General features: G+C 67.5%; 14 protein-coding genes. 9 read left to right on the top strand and 5 right to left on the bottom strand.

The features are described from left to right. The first annotated feature begins 69 nt into the window (after window positions 1-69). The 6 genes from ON34_RS04285 to ON34_RS04265 all read left to right on the top strand — a co-directional run bounded on the left by ON34_RS04285 (window position 70) and on the right by ON34_RS04265 (window position 5,381). The gene (locus ON34_RS04285; RefSeq protein WP_245547881.1) at window positions 70-1,233 is read left to right on the top strand and encodes a DUF7373 family lipoprotein; all 1,164 of its coding nucleotides are present in this window, start codon (window positions 70-72) and stop codon (window positions 1,231-1,233) included. After that, entirely contained in the window at window positions 1,230-2,459 is a 1,230-nt protein-coding gene (locus ON34_RS04280) for a DUF7373 family lipoprotein (RefSeq protein ID WP_040774534.1), read from the top strand. Before ON34_RS04285 ends, ON34_RS04280 begins: the two co-directional genes overlap by 4 nt. A gap of 86 nt (window positions 2,460-2,545) precedes the next feature. Beyond that, entirely contained in the window at window positions 2,546-4,087 is a 1,542-nt protein-coding gene (locus ON34_RS04275; RefSeq protein WP_040774531.1) for a serine/threonine-protein kinase, read from the top strand. Between the two features lie 83 nt (window positions 4,088-4,170). Further along, on the top strand, window positions 4,171-4,824 hold the full coding sequence (locus tag ON34_RS38755) for a DUF7373 family lipoprotein (protein ID WP_444543826.1): 654 nt from the start codon (window positions 4,171-4,173) through the stop codon (window positions 4,822-4,824). Next, window positions 4,725-5,042: a WXG100 family type VII secretion target gene (locus ON34_RS04270; RefSeq protein WP_040774529.1), complete on the top strand. Its 318-nt coding sequence runs from the start codon at window positions 4,725-4,727 to the stop codon at window positions 5,040-5,042. The genes ON34_RS38755 and ON34_RS04270 overlap by 100 nt, the downstream gene beginning before the upstream one ends. Before the next feature lie 36 nt (window positions 5,043-5,078). Beyond that, on the top strand, window positions 5,079-5,381 hold the full coding sequence (locus ON34_RS04265) for a WXG100 family type VII secretion target (protein ID WP_040774528.1): 303 nt from the start codon (window positions 5,079-5,081) through the stop codon (window positions 5,379-5,381). Between the two features lie 92 nt (window positions 5,382-5,473). Here the strand turns inward: ON34_RS04265 and ON34_RS04260 are convergent, their stop codons facing one another. Both ON34_RS04260 and ON34_RS04255 read right to left on the bottom strand, forming a co-directional pair. Continuing rightward, a complete protein-coding gene (locus ON34_RS04260; RefSeq protein ID WP_157172169.1) occupies window positions 5,474-6,916 on the bottom strand; it encodes a type VII secretion-associated protein in 1,443 nt (480 codons plus the stop codon). Further along, window positions 6,916-10,950: a type VII secretion protein EccC gene (locus ON34_RS04255; protein ID WP_040774705.1), complete on the bottom strand. Its 4,035-nt coding sequence runs from the start codon at window positions 10,948-10,950 to the stop codon at window positions 6,916-6,918. Before ON34_RS04255 ends, ON34_RS04260 begins: the two co-directional genes overlap by 1 nt. A gap of 171 nt (window positions 10,951-11,121) precedes the next feature. On the opposite strand from ON34_RS04255, the gene eccD reads away from it, so the two are divergent. From eccD to ON34_RS04240, 3 genes are all read left to right on the top strand, one after another. Further along, window positions 11,122-12,588, top strand: coding sequence for a type VII secretion integral membrane protein EccD (eccD, locus tag ON34_RS04250; RefSeq protein WP_040774526.1), 1,467 nt, complete (start codon window positions 11,122-11,124; stop codon window positions 12,586-12,588). After that, window positions 12,585-13,994, top strand: coding sequence for a type VII secretion-associated serine protease mycosin (mycP, locus tag ON34_RS04245; protein WP_169333845.1), 1,410 nt, complete (start codon window positions 12,585-12,587; stop codon window positions 13,992-13,994). Before eccD ends, mycP begins: the two co-directional genes overlap by 4 nt. A gap of 222 nt (window positions 13,995-14,216) precedes the next feature. Continuing rightward, complete coding sequence (locus ON34_RS04240; protein WP_083889137.1) at window positions 14,217-15,053, top strand: potassium channel family protein; 837 nt, start codon at window positions 14,217-14,219, stop codon at window positions 15,051-15,053. Window positions 15,054-15,111: 58 nt separating this feature from the next. Here ON34_RS04240 and ON34_RS04235 read toward each other — a convergent pair whose 3' ends face one another. From ON34_RS04235 to ON34_RS38010, 3 genes are all read right to left on the bottom strand, one after another. After that, entirely contained in the window at window positions 15,112-15,402 is a 291-nt protein-coding gene (locus ON34_RS04235; protein WP_157172168.1) for a hypothetical protein, read from the bottom strand. A gap of 261 nt (window positions 15,403-15,663) precedes the next feature. After that, complete coding sequence (locus ON34_RS04230; RefSeq protein ID WP_083889136.1) at window positions 15,664-16,485, bottom strand: ESX secretion-associated protein EspG; 822 nt, start codon at window positions 16,483-16,485, stop codon at window positions 15,664-15,666. Next, window positions 16,482-17,765, bottom strand: coding sequence for a hypothetical protein (locus ON34_RS38010; protein ID WP_051022134.1), 1,284 nt, complete (start codon window positions 17,763-17,765; stop codon window positions 16,482-16,484). The genes ON34_RS04230 and ON34_RS38010 overlap by 4 nt, the downstream gene beginning before the upstream one ends. Window positions 17,766-17,768 lie beyond the last annotated feature (3 nt).

The raw sequence follows: 17,768 nt of genomic DNA, 5'->3' as shown, positions 1-17,768 counted from the left end.
GTCAGGGGAGGGAAGTCAGTGCAGCCCGGCGTGATATCGAGATCGACCCGAACCGCCTGTGCCCTGATCGTGGCCGCTGTCGTGGCCGCGGGCACCGGCGCGTGCGGCGGCTCGGAGGCCGGTACCGAGCAGTCGTCGCCTCCGGTCGACCTGGCCCAGCTGGACGTGGGCAACTACGCGACCGAGCCGCGCGCGCTGGGGACGGTGAAGAATCCCGAGCAGGCGCGCATGGTCGAGGCGGAGCGGCTGGCGAACTTCGTTCCCGCGCCTTCGGACATCGACCCGGCGTTCGTCCACGCGAACCCGTCCATCTCGAAGATCTTCATCGAGCCCAAGAACGCGCTCGGGCGGATCATGGATGTCTCCCGGTTCGCCGAGGCCGCACCGGATTTCGTCGCGGGATTCCTCAGCAACGCGGGCAGCGCGCCGGACAACCGCGGCACCGACCTGGTGAACGCCGTCCTGATCTTCCCCGACGAACAGAAGGCGGCCGCGGCGGCGGCCGCGCTGGAGCGGGTCGACTTCGAGGCCAATCAGCGGAACACGCCGGTGCAGATACCGAAGTACCCTGCCGCGCACGCGCACTGGCAGCCGCAGGAGCAATCGATCGGATCCTGGTTCGCCACCGGAAAATTCGTCGTCTACACCTGGGTGTACGACTACCTGAAGATCTTCCTGGAGAAGGTGGATCTTTCCGAGCTCCTCAGCCTGGTCGAGAAGAGCCTCGACACCGTGGTCGCGTCGATCAACCGGTTCACCCCGACACCGGTCGACCAGCTGATGACGTTGCCGATCGACATGGACGGCATGCTGAATCGCGCCCTTCCACGGCCACGGGAAGACTCCTGGATCGACCCGCCCGGCGCGTACACCGGCCAGGGCGCCCTGCACTTCAGCACCGATCCGGCCGAGGATCGCAGGCAGATCGAAGCGGCGGGAGTGGATCGGTTCGCGACCGACGGCACCGATCTGTTCCGGGCGCGCGACGCGGCCGCGGCACGGCGATTGCGGGAGGAGCGTGGCGGCCTCACCAAGAAGTTCCGCGGCTCCGAGTCACCGAAAGGTCTGCCCGTCGCCCAGTGCAAGGAGTACATCGGCAACAAGACCGTCGCCGTCCGGTTCTACTGTTCGGTGTCCTACGACCGCTACGCGGCCTTCGCCTGGTCGCATCAGCTGCTCGACGCGCAGCAACGAATCTCCGCCCAGTACGCGTTGTTGGTGAATGCCGCATGAGATCGATCCGCACCGTCTCGGCCGTGCTCGTCTGCGTCGTCTCCGCCGCGATCCTCGCCGCCTGTGGTTCCACGATGACGGGCACCGCACGGCCCGGTGAAATCGACATCCGCGAGCTGGACACCGGCAATTACCCCACCGAGCCCCCGAACGCGCACGACGACGACTATCTGCCGCAGTTCATCCACATGAACAAGATCGCCGCGATGCGGCTCGCCGATCACGTCGTCTCCGCCTACGACATCGACCCCCGGCTCAAGTACGGCTGGTCGTCATCGAGCGTCAGCAGCGGGGTCCTGCCCGACGAACTCGGCCGACCGGAGGACATGAAGCCGATCGCGCAGCGCAACCGAATGATGTTCGGATTCCGGACCAACGGCTCGGATCAGAACATCAGCATGTTCGCCTCGGGATGGCCGACCAAACCGCGGGCCAACTCGACAACCGTCAGCACGGTCGTCATGCAATTCCCCGATCCGGATCGCGCCCGGCAAGCCGCGGTCGAGTTCCACGACGCCGATTTCGGCGCGTACCGCGACCGGAACGAGCCGGTCGCGCTGCCCAAGTACCCGCACGCACGCGCGCATTGGCGTCCCGGCTCGCCCTTCCTGCGCGCGGTGCTCGCACACGGGCCGTACCTGGTGGCCTTCCTCGTGTCGGTCAACGCGCCGGACCGGGACGCTTTGATCGCGCTGACGGAGAAGGCGTACGACACCCAGCTTCCGCTGCTCGACCAGTTGCCACCGCTGACCGAGGAGCAGATGCTGCGGCTGCCCTGGGATCCGGACCATCTGCTGAGCCGCACACTGAACCCGAACAAGGTTCAGACCCCGAGTTTCGACGCGACGCAAGCGCTGTTCGGTCTGCGCGGGATCATGCATTACGCCGAAGACCGGAACTACGCGAAAGAACGTTTCACGGCGATGGGCGCCGAGAAATTCGCAATGTCCAATGGCACACTCGTGATTCGCACATCCGGCCCGGAGGCGGCGCGCCGGGTCGCCGCGGAACGCATGACGCCGACGTTCACGGCCGGGACGGCCGAGCCGCCTCCGCATCTGCCCGACTCGGCATGCGTGGAGAACAAGTCCGGGCTATTCGACGACAAACGATTCACCTGCGTCGTGGCGTACAAAGAATATGTCGGATTCGTCTCCGGAAATCAGCTGCTCGACGCCCAGCAGCGGGCGGCCGCACAGTATTCCCTTTTCGCGAACAGCCGATAATGCCGCAGTTTCGGCACGACCCGAGTCCACTATGCTGCTGCGTGGCGAACGCAGTGGCCCCGCGTCGAGTCAGGAGATCGTGAAAGATGGCGATGAGCCCCGGGACCATCGTCGGCGGATACCGCATCCTGCGCGTGCTCGGTGCGGGCGGTATGGGCACCGTGTATCTGGCCAAGCATCCCAGCCTGCCGCGGACCGACGCGCTGAAGGTGCTCGGCGGTGAACTCAGCCGCGACTACGAGTTCCGCACCCGCTTCGAGCGGGAGGCCAATCTCGCCGCCGGACTCGACCACCCGAATATCGTCTCGGTGTACAACCGCGGTGAAGAACACGGCCAGTTGTGGATCGCCATGCAGTACGTGGACGGCACCGACGCCGCCGCCGAACTCGCCCGCGACCCGCATGCGATGAATCCGCTTCGCGCACTGCGCATCACGACCGAGGTCGGCAAAGGCCTCGATTACGCGCACCGTAAAGGCCTGCTGCACCGCGACGTCAAACCGGCCAATTTCCTGCTCTCCTCGCCCGCGGACGGCGAAGAAGAACGCGTCCTGCTCACCGATTTCGGCGTCGCCAAATCCAACGACGACACCACCGAACTCACCCAGACCGGCAGTTTCGTCGCCACCATCGCCTACGCCCCGCCCGAGCAGCTCACCGGCAGCCCGCTCGACCACCGCGCCGACGTCTACAGCCTCGCGTGCTCGTTCTTCAAACTGCTCACCGGCCGGAATCCCTACCCGGGAACGCAACCCGCGCTGGTGATGATGGGTCACCTGCACGAGCCGCCGCCGTCGGCCACCGCGGTCAACCCGGGCCTGCCCCCGGCCATCGACCACGTCTTCGCGCGCGCCATGGCGAAGAACCCGGCCGAACGCTTCAACAGCTGCCGTGAATTCACCGACGCGGCCGCGAGCGCCCTCACCCCCGGCTACAACCCGACCGCCACCAACACCTCCCCGACCTACCCGGTTCAGGTTTTCGACCCACGGCCCGCGACCGACCCACGCGTGGCCGCCGCACGAGTCGACGCCGCGTCGACCCCGCCATCGCCCAGCCGTAAGCCCCTGCTCATGGCGGGTATCGGCGTCGTCATCGTCGCCCTCGCCGCGGGAATCGGCATCTGGGCGCTGAACCGGGGCGAGTCCGCCCCCGCCGTCGTCGCGACGAGCAGCACGGCCGCGCCCAGCTCGCTGTCGCCGATGGAACAGGCACGCGCGAACAATCCGGTGTTCCGGGGCAAGACCATCACGATGGTGGACGTACCGCGCGGCACGCAGGTCTCGATCTTCCTAGGCGGCACCCCGCAGGCCAAGTTCTTGGAAGAACTCGGGTTCGTCTACAACCTGAACTACGCCAAGCAGGGCGACGAGGCGTCGCCGCGGGAACTGACGTCCACCGCGAAACTGGAGGTCGCGCCGGACGGTTACGTGCTGGCCGTACGCAGCGACGAAAAGGCGGGCGGCGGTGGTCTGCTCGGTCTCCCCTATCAGGTCGCGGGCACCCGCGCCACGGTGATCCCGCTGGACGATCCCGCTGCCGTGGCCGCCGTACGGAATTGGAGTCAGTCCTCCGAGCAGACATTGCTCGAGCGGCTGCTTCCAGTGCTGCGCAACCGGGTCAAGTAACCGCTCGCAACGGTATGCCATTCAGCACGATCAGGGATGCCGCCTGGTCGATGTCGTGGGTGCGTGCATCGTGACGCCACAATGTGGCCGCTGGGAGCCCTGACGCCGAACGCATCCGATTCCGACGGCGAACAGCGTCAGCGACTTCGTGTGCGCGCTACCGCCAGTACGTCGGCTATGTCCGGGGAACTCAGCTACCGGACGCTCAGCAGCGTGCGGCGGCGCACTGCGCACTGCTGGCAAACGCGCGACAGCTCTTCGCTTCGGGGCTAACGTGTTTCGTCGCATGTGAACTGCAATCTGCTGGTAGCGGCGGACATAGGGGTTCGGTAAGGTGTACCCAGCCAGCCCACTCGCCGATCATTACAGCAGCGAGCAGGGGGAAGGAGGGGAGCCGAGCGCTGGCGTTACCAAGTCATGCAGACCCGGTCGCACCGTGGTCTTCCGCGCGGGCCCGCGGGTGGCCGCCGAAACCATGGACGAGCCGGACGATGACGCAGGGCACTGATCTCGCGGGGCGATGCCGAACTTTTTCCGAGTCGGATGGAACCGATCAGACCCACACCGCGTCCAACCAGATGTACAGGCCAACTGAGGCTTCCGCCGTTGGCCGAGACGGGAACCGAAAGGAGCCGAAATGGCAGGACAGCTCGAAGCGAGCGAAGAGGCGATCACGAAGTTTGTGGACAACTGCCGGCAGCGGCACCAGGATCTGCAGACCGCGATCACCGCACTGAACAACAAGTCGGACCAGACCACCGCCACCTGGAGCGGTGCGGCGCGTCAGGCGTTCGACACGTTCATGGACAGCTACTTCGCCCAGGCTCGGAAGCTGAGCGACCAGCTGGATCAGACCTCGGACAAGCTCGCCCACGCTGGACGGAAGTTCGCGGATCAGGACCAGCAGTTCGCCCAGCAGGTGGCCGCGCAGGCCTCCAGCCTGGACCTTCCCTGATTCCGCCGCTGAACCACAGACAACAAGGAGCTCCTCATGGTAGCGAACGATCCCGGACGGATTGCCTCTAACTTCGGCGAGGTCGACGCGGGCGCCCAGGCCATCGTGGCCGAGGCGCGCAACGTCATGTCCATGCTCGAAGACTTCCACAAGCAGGTCACCGACTTCGTGACGAACTACTGGAAGGGTGACGCGAACGACGCGTTCGCGTCGCTGCAGGCGCAGTGGAACACCAACATCACCCAGCTCAACACCACGCTCGAAAGCGCGGGCCGGTTGGTCAGCAGCGGCAACTCCGACCTGCAGGCCACCGACACCAGCCTGGCGGGCCTCTTCTGAGATCCCGTCTCGGCCGATTCGAGCCCCCGGTACTCGTACCGGGGGCTCGAATCATATGAACACGTCGGTGGCGACGCATCGCCACTGACGAATCACGGAATGACGCGCACCGAGTCACCGAAATTCGCGCACTGGGTCTCCAACTGAGCCCAGCCGTCTCCGGCGTACTGGCAACCGATACTGACCTGAATTCCGTACTCCAGCAGGACATGCCAGCGGACAGTCGATCCGTCACCGGGACGTTCCGAGTACGCCAGGCCGGAACGGCCGCCGAACACGACATCACGTTTGAGATCGGTCAGCACGCCGGACGGGCGTTGCGCGATCTGCGCCTCCAGCTTCGCGGCGACCTGTTCATAACCGGAACCCGCGGCAAGCGGCGTCTGCACCACCGTAATACGTTGCTTGGCAGCGTCTTCCGGCACCAAATCGATGCGTGACCGCCCACTGTCCGGTGCCGAGGCGACGCGCCACCCTGCCGGAACGCGAAATCGAAGGCGGCCGAAGGTCTCTGGCTCGGCAGCTGACGTGCTTTCGGCGGACGGAACCGCGGCGCTGGTCGGCGTCGCACTCACGCTCGGCGCGGCCGTCGTAGCCTCGTCCTCGCGGTTCACCAGGATCACCGCGGCGACCACCACGAGCGCGACGACTACCAGGGCGGCGATCCCCGCGAGCGCGACGCCCGTCCTGCGATACCCCGGTTGCTGGGCCGCGGCACGCTCCCGAAGCGGTTGCATCCACTCGGTAGGCGAGGGCGCGGCCGGTGCCGCCTCTCGCGTGCTCGGCTCGGTGTGGCGGCCACGCACGAGATCGGCTCCCGCGACCGGACGCAGCTCGACCGCGGTTCCTACGGCCTGCTCGATCGCGGCACCGAGGAGGTCGAGTTTCGCGGAATCGGCGACGCCGACCACCTGGGCAAGGTCGACCGGCCGACCGTCCAGCAGCCGGTCGATGAGAGCGCGGAACACAACGAATCCCGGTGATTCCGCGGTGATTTCCGCGAGCGCGAGGGAGGGTTCGTACTCGCACGACTCGATGTGGATGCCGCGATGACTTCGCAGGACGGTGGAGGCGGTGGTGGTCAGCAAGCCGAACTCCAGCACCAGCGTGCGCTGGCTGTGGCTGGTGCCCTCGTCCGCAGCGACCGCGCGCACCGCGATGTCCTCGAACACCACATCCGCTGCGCAGCGGCGCGCCGCCTGGTCGAGCACACTTCGGCGTTTGGCGCCCCACTCGGTCGGGCAGATCAGCGTGATCCGCTGGCACGGGGTGGTGACCCGCAGGTTGTCCAGCACGCTGGCGAAGACGGCGCCCATCGCGTCCACCACCGACGGGGTGCGCGGCGGCAGGGCGATGGCGTCGGCGGGGATGAACTGGACCGCCGAGCCGACCTGGGTGGGCGGCGTCAGCGGCTGCCCAACGACCAGATCGAAACCATTGCTGCCCAGCACGATCGAGGGCGGCAGGTCCCAGTGCGTGGTAGCGCCACGCGCCCAGAGGCGCGCTTCCGTGATGACCAGCTCGACTTCGGACATCAGGGCGACGGCATCCACGCCGTCTGGACCAGGCCCTCGGTATTCCGGGTGACATAGGTGCCGCGTCCGGCAGGCATCGGGCTCGGGCGCTTGGTGCCCATCAGCACGCCCTCGTCCTTGCTGCAGCTCAGGATCAGACCGGCCGAACCCAGATCCCGCATCCTGGCCAACGTCGCCTCGAACATCGCCCGGCTGGCGCCACCGGAGCGGCGGGCGATGATCACGTGGAAACCGAGGTCGCGGGCGTGTGGCAGGTGTTCCAGCAGCGCCTGGACCGGGTTGCCCGCGGAGGTGGCGACCAAGTCGTAGTCGTCGACGATGACGTACAGTTCCGGCCCGCTCCACCAGGAGCGATCGCGGAGCTGCTGCGGCGTGACGTCCGGGCCGGGGGTGCGCTGGTTGACGTAGGCGGCGAGATCGTTCATGTTCTGGGTGAACTGCGGCGCCGTCGAGCCGTAACCGGCGAGATAGCCCTCCGGAACCAGGCCGAGCATGGAGCGCCGGTAGTCGCCGAGAATGAAGCGGGCTTGGTCGGGGGTGTTGGACGCGGCGATGCCCTCGATCAGCGAGCGCAGCAGCGTGGTCTTCCCCGATTCGGTGTCGCCGATGATGATGAAGTGCGGGCTTTCGACGAAGTCGATGTAGACCGGGGCCAGCTCGGACTCGTTGATGCCGAAGGGGATTCGCAGGCACTTGGCGTTCGGGTCGACCTGCGCGGGCCAGTCGCCCGCCAGGTACAGCAGTTGCTCACGCGGCAGTTGCTCGGGCAGCATGCGGACCTGCGGGGCGGGGCGGCCCGGCGTGAGCCTGGCGATGGTGGCGACCGCGTCGCCGACCGCTTGGCCCAGGTTGTTCGGGTCGGCGCTGCCGTCGATGCGCGGCAGGCCGGTCAGCATGTGCAGGCACTCCGGCGTCATACCGCGGCCCGGGCGGCCCTGCGGGACCAGCGAGGCGAACTTGCGGCCGAGGTCGGAGTCCATCGGATCGCCGAGACGCAGCTCGATCCTGGTGCCGATCTGGTCCTTGAGCGCCGGACGCGCTTCCGCCCAGCGGTTCAGCGCGATGACCACGTGCACGCCGTAGGACAGGCCCTGCACCGCGAGGTTCATGATGGTCTGCTCGAGCATCTCGAAGTCCTGGCGGATCGAGCCGAAGCCGTCGATCACCAGGAACACGTCGCCGAACGGGTCCTCGTGCGCGCCGGCGGCCGCCGGGCTGCTGGACGGGTCCACCGCGCGCAGCCTGCGGAACTCGGTCATCGATTCGATGCCCAGCTGGCGGAAGCGCAGTTCGCGCTGGCGGACGATGGTGGTCATCTCGGCGATCGTGCGCCGGACCTGATCCTCGTCCAAGCGGCTGGCGACCGAGCCGACGTGCGGCAGACCCTGCAGGCTGGCCAGGGTGCCGCCACCGAAGTCGAGGCAGTAGAACTGCACCTGCTCGGCTGTGTGGGTCAACGACATCGCCATGATCATGGTGCGCAGCGCGGTCGACTTGCCGGACTGCGGGCCACCGACGACGGCAACGTTGCCGCGGGCGCCGGACAGGTCGACGATCATCGGGTCACGGCGCTGATCGTAGGGCCGGTCCACGATGCCGATCGGGGCCCGCAGCGTGGCCACCGGAGAGTAGTCGCCGGTGATGACCGAGCGCGGGATGAGCTGGTCGAGCGTGGGAGCCTCGTCCAGCGGCGGCAGCCAGATCTCGTGCGCTGGGCGGCCGTGGCCGCGGATCCGGGAGACCAGCATGTTCAGGTTGGACAGCTGCTCGCCGTCCTCGTCCTGCTGCTCGGGTTCCGAACTGGGCTCGGGCGGCAGCGGAACGCGGTCCGCGGGACGGAAGCCGACCTGCGTCGCGGTGAATGGCCTGGCCCGGACGTCGATTTCGCCGGACTGGGTGGCGATGGACATATCGCGCTGTGAGCCGCCGCCGACGTAAGGGCCGGAGACATAGGACGCCTGGAAGCGCTGGATCTCCCCGGAGTCCGATTTGAGGTAGCCGCCGCCGGGGCTGTTCGGCAGGTTGTAGGCGTCCGGGACGCCGAGCACCTGGCGGGATTCGTTGGCGGAGAACGTCTTCAGCCCGATCCGATAGGACAGGTGGGCTTCCAGGCCCTTGAGCTTGCCCTCTTCGAGGCGCTGGGAGGCGAGCAGCAGATGCACGTGCAGCGAGCGGCCGAGGCGGCCGATCATGACGAACAGCTCGGCGAAATCAGGGTGCTGGCTGAGCAGTTCGGAGAACTCGTCCAGCACCACGAACAGGGCGGGCAGCGGGTCCAAATCGGCGCCAGCGGCCCTGGCCTTCTCGTATTCGGAGACGTTGGCGAAGTTTCCCGCCGCACGCAGCACTTCCTGGCGACGGTTCATCTCACCGGCCAGGGCGTCCTTCATGCGGTCGACGAGATCGGCCTCTTCCTCCAGGTTGGTGATGACGGCGGCGACGTGCGGCACGCCGTCGAGGCCGAGGAACGTAGCGCCACCTTTGAAGTCGACCAGCACCAGGTTCAGCTGGTCCGGCGAGTGGGTGGCGAGCAGGCTCAGTACCAGGGTGCGCAGGAACTCCGATTTACCGGAACCGGTGGCGCCGATGCACAGACCGTGCGGGCCCATGCCGTTCTCGGCGGCTTCCTTGATGTCCAGTTCCACCGGAAGGCCGTCGGCGCCGACACCGAACGGAACGCGCAGCCGTTCCCGGCCGTAGCGCGGGCGCCAGGCGTGCTCGGGGTTGAACGTGCCGATGTCGCCGAGGCCCATCAGCTGCGCCCAGGTCGAGATGACTTCGGAGTCACCGGTTTCCACGTCGCTGCTGCGCTGGGTCGCCGCACGGTAGGGCGCGAGCCTGCGCGCCACCTGCTGGGCCTGCTGCGGGCTGATCCGGTCGATCAGCGCGAAGCGCTCCTGGTTGCCGGTCGCGCCGCGGCCGACGCACTCGCCGTTCTCCACGATCATCTTGATGCCGCGGGACACCGCGAGGCGCGGCGCGTAGCCGCACAGGTCGATGATGGTGACGCCCTCGTAGCCGGATTCCCGCAGCTGATCGTCCTCGGCCTCGAGCAGGCCACCGTCGACCACGATCACGATGTGCACCATGTTCGGGTTGGCGGGCTGGTTGCGCGAGTAGCGAACCCGGTTGCCGAGCAACGGCTGTAGCCCCGCCATGGCCTCCCGGATGGAGCCATAGAACATGCGCTGGCTGCCGATACCGTCCTGCGCGTCCGGATGCTGGGTGTGCGGGAGCCACTTGGTCCACTCCCACTCCCGCGCGGTGTCGGGCCCGCAGACGATCGCGACGAGCACCTGGTCGGGCGCCTGGAACATGCACAGCTGCACCAACATCGCACGGGTCATGTCCCGGGCCTCGCCGCGGTCGCCGTCCAGCGCGATGGTGGCGAAACCCTTGACCGCGATCGCGGTCGGCAGATCGGGCACGGTCGAGTGGGCCCGCACGAAGCGGCGCAGGGACACGGCCGCGATCGGCTCGAGCTCCTCGACCGGACCGGTCTCGGGGGCGACCAGCCGGGTGGCCAGGCGCTGACCGCCGACGCCGATGCGGGCGTGGCAGAAGTCCTTGTCCCCCGCGCGGCGTTCCCACATGCGGCTGGTGCCCGCGAGCATCCAGATCAACTCCGGCTCAGGATGACTCCATTCGACGGAAGCCCGCTGCTGGCGCGCGGTCTCGTCGACGTCCTTGCGGACCTGGTCGAGATAGCGCAGGTAGTCCTTGCGATCCTCGTTGGCCTCCGCGGCCTTCTGTCCCTTGCCGCCGCCCTGACCGGCGAACATGCCGACCATGGAGAACAGCATCATGATCGGGAACATCATGCTCATCGGATTCGACGCGATGCCGCCGCCCTGGGTGAAGAGCAGGGCCATCATGCCGACCATGCCGATCACCATCACGACCGGCATCAGCTTCAGCAGCAGGTTTCCCGGTGTGACCCGGGGGATTTCGGGCGGCGGCTGCAGGGTGACCTCGCCACCGGGCGATCGAGGCATCTCGCGGCGCGCACGGCGCTGGAAGCGGACAGTGCTCATCGACGAGAATCCCCCTTCGGCCACGCTGTGATTCGGCCTCAGTGTAGAGGCCACAGCCGACATGTCGTACAGTTCGACCAGCATTCTGCTGCCCGGACCGTGGGTTCGCAAGCTCGCCCCCGGCCCGCGGCGTCGCGGAATCACGAGGTAGCAGACCGAGTTGGGGGAAGCTTGACGCACGCGCGACTTGACCACATCGACGAAGAATCCTCGCGCGGGATCGTCCGCGCTCCCGATCTCGCCCGTGTGACGATTCTGGCCAAGCACACCCAGGTCGACATGGCCATCCCGGTGGACGTGCCGGTCGCGCTGGTGATTCCGAGCGTCGTCGACATGGTCGCCCAGCACAGCCGCACCAACGAGTTCGACAACGAGGGCGAGCGTTTCGAGCCCGCGGAGTGGGTGCTCGCCCGCATCGGCCATCCGCCGTTCTCCAACTCGCTCAGCCTCGGCGAGCACGGCGTCCGCGACGGCGAGCTGCTGATGCTGGAGAGTGCCTCGCACACCGCGCCGACGCCGCTGTTCGACGACATCATGTACAACGTCGCGATCGCCGACGCCGACCATTACCGCAGCTGGACCCCGCGGGTCGCGCGGATCACCGGCTCGGTGCTCGCCGCGATCACCATGATCGTCGGCTGCCTCGGCTTGCTGCTGTCCCCCGACTCGCTGCCGATCGGGGTGGGCGGCTCGGTCGCGCTGGTCGTCGCGATCCTGCTCGTGGTGGCGGCGATGGTGCTGAGCAGGATGTACGGCGACACCGGCACCGCGCTGGTGCTCGGCGGCTGCGCGTTGCCCGCCGCGTTCAGCGCGGGCATGCTCTACGTGCCGGATCACTATGGCTGGGCGCACATTCTGCTCGGCTCGGTCTTGGCGGGCGCGACGGCGATCCTGGCCTGGCGGGTCACCGGCGTCGGTCTGGCGTTGTTCATCGGCGCGGCCACCCTCGCGGCGTACGCGGTGCCCGCCGCGCTGGTCGGCCTGCTCACCGACCAGCCGGAACGCGCGATCGGCGCGGGCGCGGCTGCGCTCGGGCTCGGCGGTCTCTCGCTGGCGCCGCGGGTGTCCATGCTGCTCGCGAAACTGCCGCTGCCGCCGGTTCCTTCACCTGGCACGCCGATCGATCCGACCGAGGACGATCCGGACGATCACCGCGCGCTGCCGACCATGGACGTACTGCGGGCGAAGTCGGAACGAGCCCGCATGTATCTCGCCGGTCTGGTCGCCGCGACCACGCTGGTCACCGCCGTCGGCGCGCTGGCGGCCACCGATCCGACCGCCGACGACCCGTACTGGCAGGGCGTCGCGCTCGCGCTGGTCTGCGCGGCGGTTCTGATGTTCCGCAGTCGCACGTACGCGGGCGCGGAGCAGGCCGTCGTGCTCATCGCGGGCGGCGCGGCGATCGCGCTGATCATGTTGGCGGGCGCGGGATTCGCGATGGACCAGCCGCTGGCGGTGTTCGGCGCGGCGATGATCGCGCTGGTCGCGGCGCTGATTCTCGGCATCATCGTCCCGAACCAGTCGGCCACGCCGCCGATGCGCCGCGGCGTCGAACTGCTCGAGTACGCGTTCGTGGCGGCCGTGCTGCCCCTGGTGTTCTGGGTGGCCGACCTCTACTCCCTCGTCCGCGGGCTGTGAACCGCGTACTTCGCACCGGCGCTGCCGCGGCGGTGCTGTCGCTGAGCGTGTCATTCGGAGTGGGCGCGGGCCAGGGCATCGCCTACGCCGATCGACCGGCGCCGGTCGATCCCGGCCAACTGCCGTCGGGTGATCCGGCTCGGCCGTTGGACAAAACCGAGCGCCCGGCCAACGCGCCGTGCTACTCCACCCAGCAGGGCGGCGACGGCCCTGCCGTTCCCATTCCCCAGCGTTCGCTCAATCTGCCGCACGCGTGGGAGTTCTCCCGAGGCGAAGGTCAGCTCGTCGCGGTGATCGACACGGGGGTCGCCTCGCATCCGCGCCTGCCCGATCTGGAAGCGGGCGGCGACTACGTCGCGGACGGCGGCGACGGGATCAGCGAGGACTGCGACGCCCACGGCACGGTGGTCGCGGGCATTATCGCCGCGAAACCCATAGCGGGGCAGGGATTCTCCGGCGTAGCACCAGAGGCGCGGATTCTCTCGATCCGCCAGACCAGCGCGTTGTACGAGGTCCCCGGCCAACAGGACAAGAGACCGGAGGACCCACCGAAGGGCTACGGCAGGATCGAATCGCTCGCCTCCGCGATCCGGCGGGCCGCCGACCGGCGCGCTTCGGTCATCAACATCTCGCTGGTCTCCTGCGTGCCCAGCGGCCAGAGCTTCAACGACGGCCCGGTCGGCGCCGCCGTGCGTTACGCGGCCCTGGAAATGGACGCCGTCGTCGTGGTCGCGGCGGGCAACACCGATGGGAAGTGCAAGCCGAGCAACCCAGGCATCGACCCGCTGAAGCCGGACGGCGATCCGTGGAACAACCTGACCACCAACGTCACGCCCGCACGCTACGACGATTACGTCCTGACCGTCGGATCGATCGACCAGAACGGCGCACCGTCGAGTTTCACCGTGCCGGGGCCATGGCTCGGCGTGGCCGCGCCCGGCGAGGACATCGTCTCGCTCGACCCGCGCGGAACCGGCACCATCACCGGGAAATACGAGAACCAGAGCCTGGCACCGCTCAAGGGAACCAGCTTCGCGGCGCCTTATGTGTCCGGGGTGGTCGCATTGGTCCGCGCGCGCTTTCCCGAGCTCAGCGCCCTCGACGTGATCAAACGTATCCAGGCCACCGCGCACGCCCCGGCCGAAGGGTGGAACCCGTACGTGGGCTATGGCGCGATCGACCCGGTCGCCGCGCTGACGGCGGAAGTGCCCAGAACACTGCCGCCCAAGCGCCCGGCGGCGGCTCTGAGTGTGCAACTGCCGGTCCCCCTGCCGCCTCCGCCGCCGGACCATCGCGCCCGCAACGTGGCGTTGATCGGCAGCGGCAGCGTCGCGGCACTGCTGGTCCTGGGCATGCTCGCGTCGTTCCCGATCCGCCGCCGATTCGGTGTCACCGAGGACGAGTGACAATTCCCGACCCCGACACGGCCGGACACGACAAACCGACCCGGGCAGGTGAGGGGTGATCCCGGTCTGGTGCTCGGCCGTGTCGCCTCGTTTCCCATCCGGCGCCTAGCTGTAACTGCGACGGGCACCGCATTCGGGCGAACGGCACACAGATGACAGGTAGCGTGCACGTGTTGCAGTGCGGTAACTGAATACCGCATCAGATCGACACAGGTAGCTGCCATGTCCCCTTTAACGTCCGAATCCACCGCCACGCCCCAGAGCGAATCCGGCGTGGAAGTGTCTGCCGACCCGCCCGCGATCACCCGCAGGCAGGCATGGGAGCGCGCGACGAATGCGCCGATGATCATGCTGGCGGTGTGCTTCGTGGGCGTCTACGCCTGGTATGTGCTCGACACCGGCGCGTCACACGAACTGGATGCCTGGCTCACCCGTGTCGACGTGGCGATCTGGGTGGTTTTCGCGGCGGACTTCGCGATCCGGCTGTGGTTGTCCACGAATCGCTGGCGTTTCGTCCGCACCCATCCGCTGGAGTTGCTGATCGTGCTGCTGCCGCCGTTCCGCCCGGTGCGACTGGTCCGGGCGGCGCTGCTGCTGATCGACACGGTGAACCGCAGAACCGTGACCCGCGCCCGCATGGCGGTGTTCGTCGCCACCAGCTCGGCGCTCGTGATCCTGCTGTGCAGCCTGGCATTCTTCGATGCCGAGTACGGCGTCGAAGACAGCAAGATCGATAGCTTCGGCGACGCGCTGTGGTGGGCGATGGTCTCGGTGACGACCGTCGGCTACGGGGACATCTATCCGGTGACGACCGAGGGACGCTTCGCCTCGCTGATCCTGATGACCTTCGGCATCGGCCTGATCAGCTTCGCCATCGGCACCACCACCAGCTGGGTGATGGACCAGCTGAGGTCCGTCGAGAAGTCCGCCGAACGTGCCGATATCGAGATCGGCATCCTCGCCGAGGAGGTCCGTGCGCTGCGCGCCGAGATCGCCTCGCTCACCAGGCCGACCGCCGACACCGCGGCGACTCCTGAGTGCCCGTCGAACTACTCCTGACACGCTGACGCGCAATCACAGTCAGTCGCTCCGAACTGTCCCATACTGTGGCTCGGGCTTATTCGGGTGCGTACAACTCGGGCTTGAACAGCGCCTTTGCGCCGTCGCGGGTATAGAGTTTCCGTTGCAGGGAGCGAAGGATCGTGATCGCTTCGGCGTCGCGCATCGGGCTGACCAGTTGGAATTCCACGCCCGCGCCGAACAGGTCGCTGCCGAAGGCCAGTTCGCTCAGGAACAGCACCCTCGCGGTCTCGACCTCGGTCAACATCGCGCCGTCGCGGACGGCACGACGGAGCCTGGCGGCCTCGTCATTGAACCGGTCGCGATCGGCAAAACCCAGTGCGCGCACCGGAATCGGTGCGCTTGTCGATACTCCGACCCAGCTGGCCAAGGCCGAGTCCACGAAGTCGTGTTCCCTGGGCGTCAACTTCGACATATCGAATTCCAACGGTATCTCTCCTGATCTCGTAGTCACCGATTAGCGCCAGGTTTCCGGGAGGCAGTCATGGTTCGCCCAGAACGGTGCCCCGACCGAGGAAGTTCAGTAGGCATGGGAGCACCACAGATATGTACGGAAATTCCATCTGGCGCGAGGGAATCTCTCGATCTGTCAGGTATAGCTGTAGTTGGGGTCGTTGTCTTCGCGGTATGCGTTGACCGTGGTGTCGATCAGGTGCCGCAGGCAGGTGTTCAGTGCGGTGGTGTCGGCGGGTTCGGCGCGGATCTCGTGGGCGTTGTGGCGCACCAGGTATCGGCCGTCCGGGAAGTCCATGACGTGCAGGTCGCGGGCGGCGGAGGGGCGATTGTCCCAGGCCGGGCCGGGGTGGACGGCGATGTGGACGACGGTGCCGCGGAGGCGTTCGAAGAATTGTCGCGCCTGTTCGCGGGGTGATCGTGGGGCGTCGTCGTGGAATGCGGTGAACGGGCGATTCTCGTCGGCGAGGTCGTGCCGGGATACCTGCAGGGCGGAGCCGGTGCCACGTGCGGTGTGCGGTAGCGCGGCGAGCACATGGCGGGCCACGTCGTCGGCATCGATGAGCGACATGTTGACGCGCCCACCGGAATTCGCGCTCGCCGTCGGCTCCTGGGTGAGCAGCACGGCATGCCGGTAGTGCACGGCGACGTGCACCCGGATCCGGTGCCGAGGGTCGCCGCCGTGCAGCAGGTCCGTCGATCCGGTTGCCGCACCAGCGAATCCGGCGGCCTCGATGCGGGCTTCCGGTTCATCGAGCAGCCGCAGCGCGGTGTAGATGTCCTCGTCCATCCGTTGGACGAGGTCGGCCGCCTCCGCCTTCCATGCCTCCACGTAGGCATCGACGGTGTCGTGACCGGACTGCTGTTGCAACGGGTACGGCAACACATCCCGGTCGATACCGCGCCACAGCACCGCAAAACCCAGGGCGCTGAACGTCCACTGCCGCATAATGCTCATCCGCCGAGCACCGGAGGCACTGCCTTGGGCCGGTGCGCCTCGTCCAGGCCGGTCAACTCCTCACCGTTTTCCTGCGTCACCAGGGCTTCGCTGATCTTCGACTTGTGCTCCTTCTCCTCGTCGCGTCGCCCGCGGGCACCCGGCGGCATCATGCCGGGGACTCCGCCCATTCCCGCTGCGCCAGGCCTCCCGGTTCCGGGCCGACCCGCGCCCGGTGCGACCGGAGTGCCCGGCGCACCGGGCACCGACTTTCCGGGACCACCGGGTGGAGCACCGGACGGTGATCCTGGCCCGCCGGGGCCGCCCGGGACGGAGCTGGACGGATTGCCCGGCTGGGTGCTCGACGGCGTCGTCGCGGCGGGGTCGATACCCGCGGGGACGGTCGGGTTCGCCTTCGACGGATCGAAACCCGGTGTGGACGAGGGATCCACTCCTGCCGGGGTCGTGTCAGTCGGATTCTCGCTCGTCGCCTGGTCCTGCGGGTTCGACGCCTGATCGGAGGCCGGGTTGTTCGGAGTCTGGCTGCCCGGCACGCCCGGCTGGCCAGAAGTGCCCGGCGGTGTCCATGATGTGTTCGTGCCCGGATCGTTCACCGGATTGTGCGGGCGTGGTGCCAGCGGAACCTGGGTATCGCTTTCCTTCACGGCCGGATAGAAGACGTTGTTGATCACGTGGGCATTCGCGGCGGTGGTGACGTCGCGGCGGTGATCGTTCAACTTCCACGTCGGACCAGGCACCCAGCTGGCCACATCGCTCGTCCAGGTCGGCTGATAATCCGGCTGCACCGCCGGTTTGGTGATCTCCACCGCCGACCGCACCAGCTTCACCTTCTCCGCCACGATCTGCGCGGAAGCCACCAACTGCTGGGATTCGTCGGCGTACTTGCGGATGCCCTCGGCCGCCTTGTTCCCGGCACCGCCCTGCCACTTCTCGGCGATCGCCTGAAGAATCGCCGGGCCGAACTCCTTTTGGCTGTCCTGAAGCTTGTTCCGCAGGCCCTCCCACATCTGGTGCACGCCGGTGATCGCAGTTTGATCCATCTTCTGCACGCGCTCGTAGATGTCGTCCAGACTCTCGGGATTCTTGTACGAATCCGCCGGAACCTTCGAGGACTGGAACTGGATACCGGAACCGCCGTTGAGAATTTCACCGATCCGATTCCGCGCCGCGATCGCATCAGGACTCTGATCACCATTGGCGTTCGCGTACGAATCCGGCGGACCACTCTTCGACTGCTCCCGCAACGCGATGATGACGGCCGCCAGCGCCGGAATACTCACAAC

This window comes from Nocardia pneumoniae NBRC 100136, from assembly GCF_000308755.1.
Classification (GTDB): domain Bacteria; phylum Actinomycetota; class Actinomycetes; order Mycobacteriales; family Mycobacteriaceae; genus Nocardia; species Nocardia pneumoniae.
This window is presented reverse-complemented; position numbering and strand designations above follow the sequence as displayed.

What these genes read in the sequence shown, in the direction of transcription:
- ON34_RS04270 (WP_040774529.1), top strand. Translation starts at nt 4,725, where the DNA reads ATGGCAGGACAGCTCGAAGCGAGCGAAGAGGCGATCACGAAGTTTGTG.
- ON34_RS04280 (WP_040774534.1), top strand. Translation starts at nt 1,230, where the DNA reads ATGAGATCGATCCGCACCGTCTCGGCCGTGCTCGTCTGCGTCGTCTCC.
- ON34_RS04265 (WP_040774528.1), top strand. Translation starts at nt 5,079, where the DNA reads ATGGTAGCGAACGATCCCGGACGGATTGCCTCTAACTTCGGCGAGGTC.
- ON34_RS04230 (WP_083889136.1), bottom strand. Translation starts at nt 16,485, where the DNA reads ATGAGCATTATGCGGCAGTGGACGTTCAGCGCCCTGGGTTTTGCGGTG.
- ON34_RS04260 (WP_157172169.1), bottom strand. Translation starts at nt 6,916, where the DNA reads ATGTCCGAAGTCGAGCTGGTCATCACGGAAGCGCGCCTCTGGGCGCGT.
- ON34_RS04275 (WP_040774531.1), top strand. Translation starts at nt 2,546, where the DNA reads ATGGCGATGAGCCCCGGGACCATCGTCGGCGGATACCGCATCCTGCGC.
- ON34_RS04255 (WP_040774705.1), bottom strand. Translation starts at nt 10,950, where the DNA reads ATGAGCACTGTCCGCTTCCAGCGCCGTGCGCGCCGCGAGATGCCTCGA.
- ON34_RS04240 (WP_083889137.1), top strand. Translation starts at nt 14,217, where the DNA reads ATGTCCCCTTTAACGTCCGAATCCACCGCCACGCCCCAGAGCGAATCC.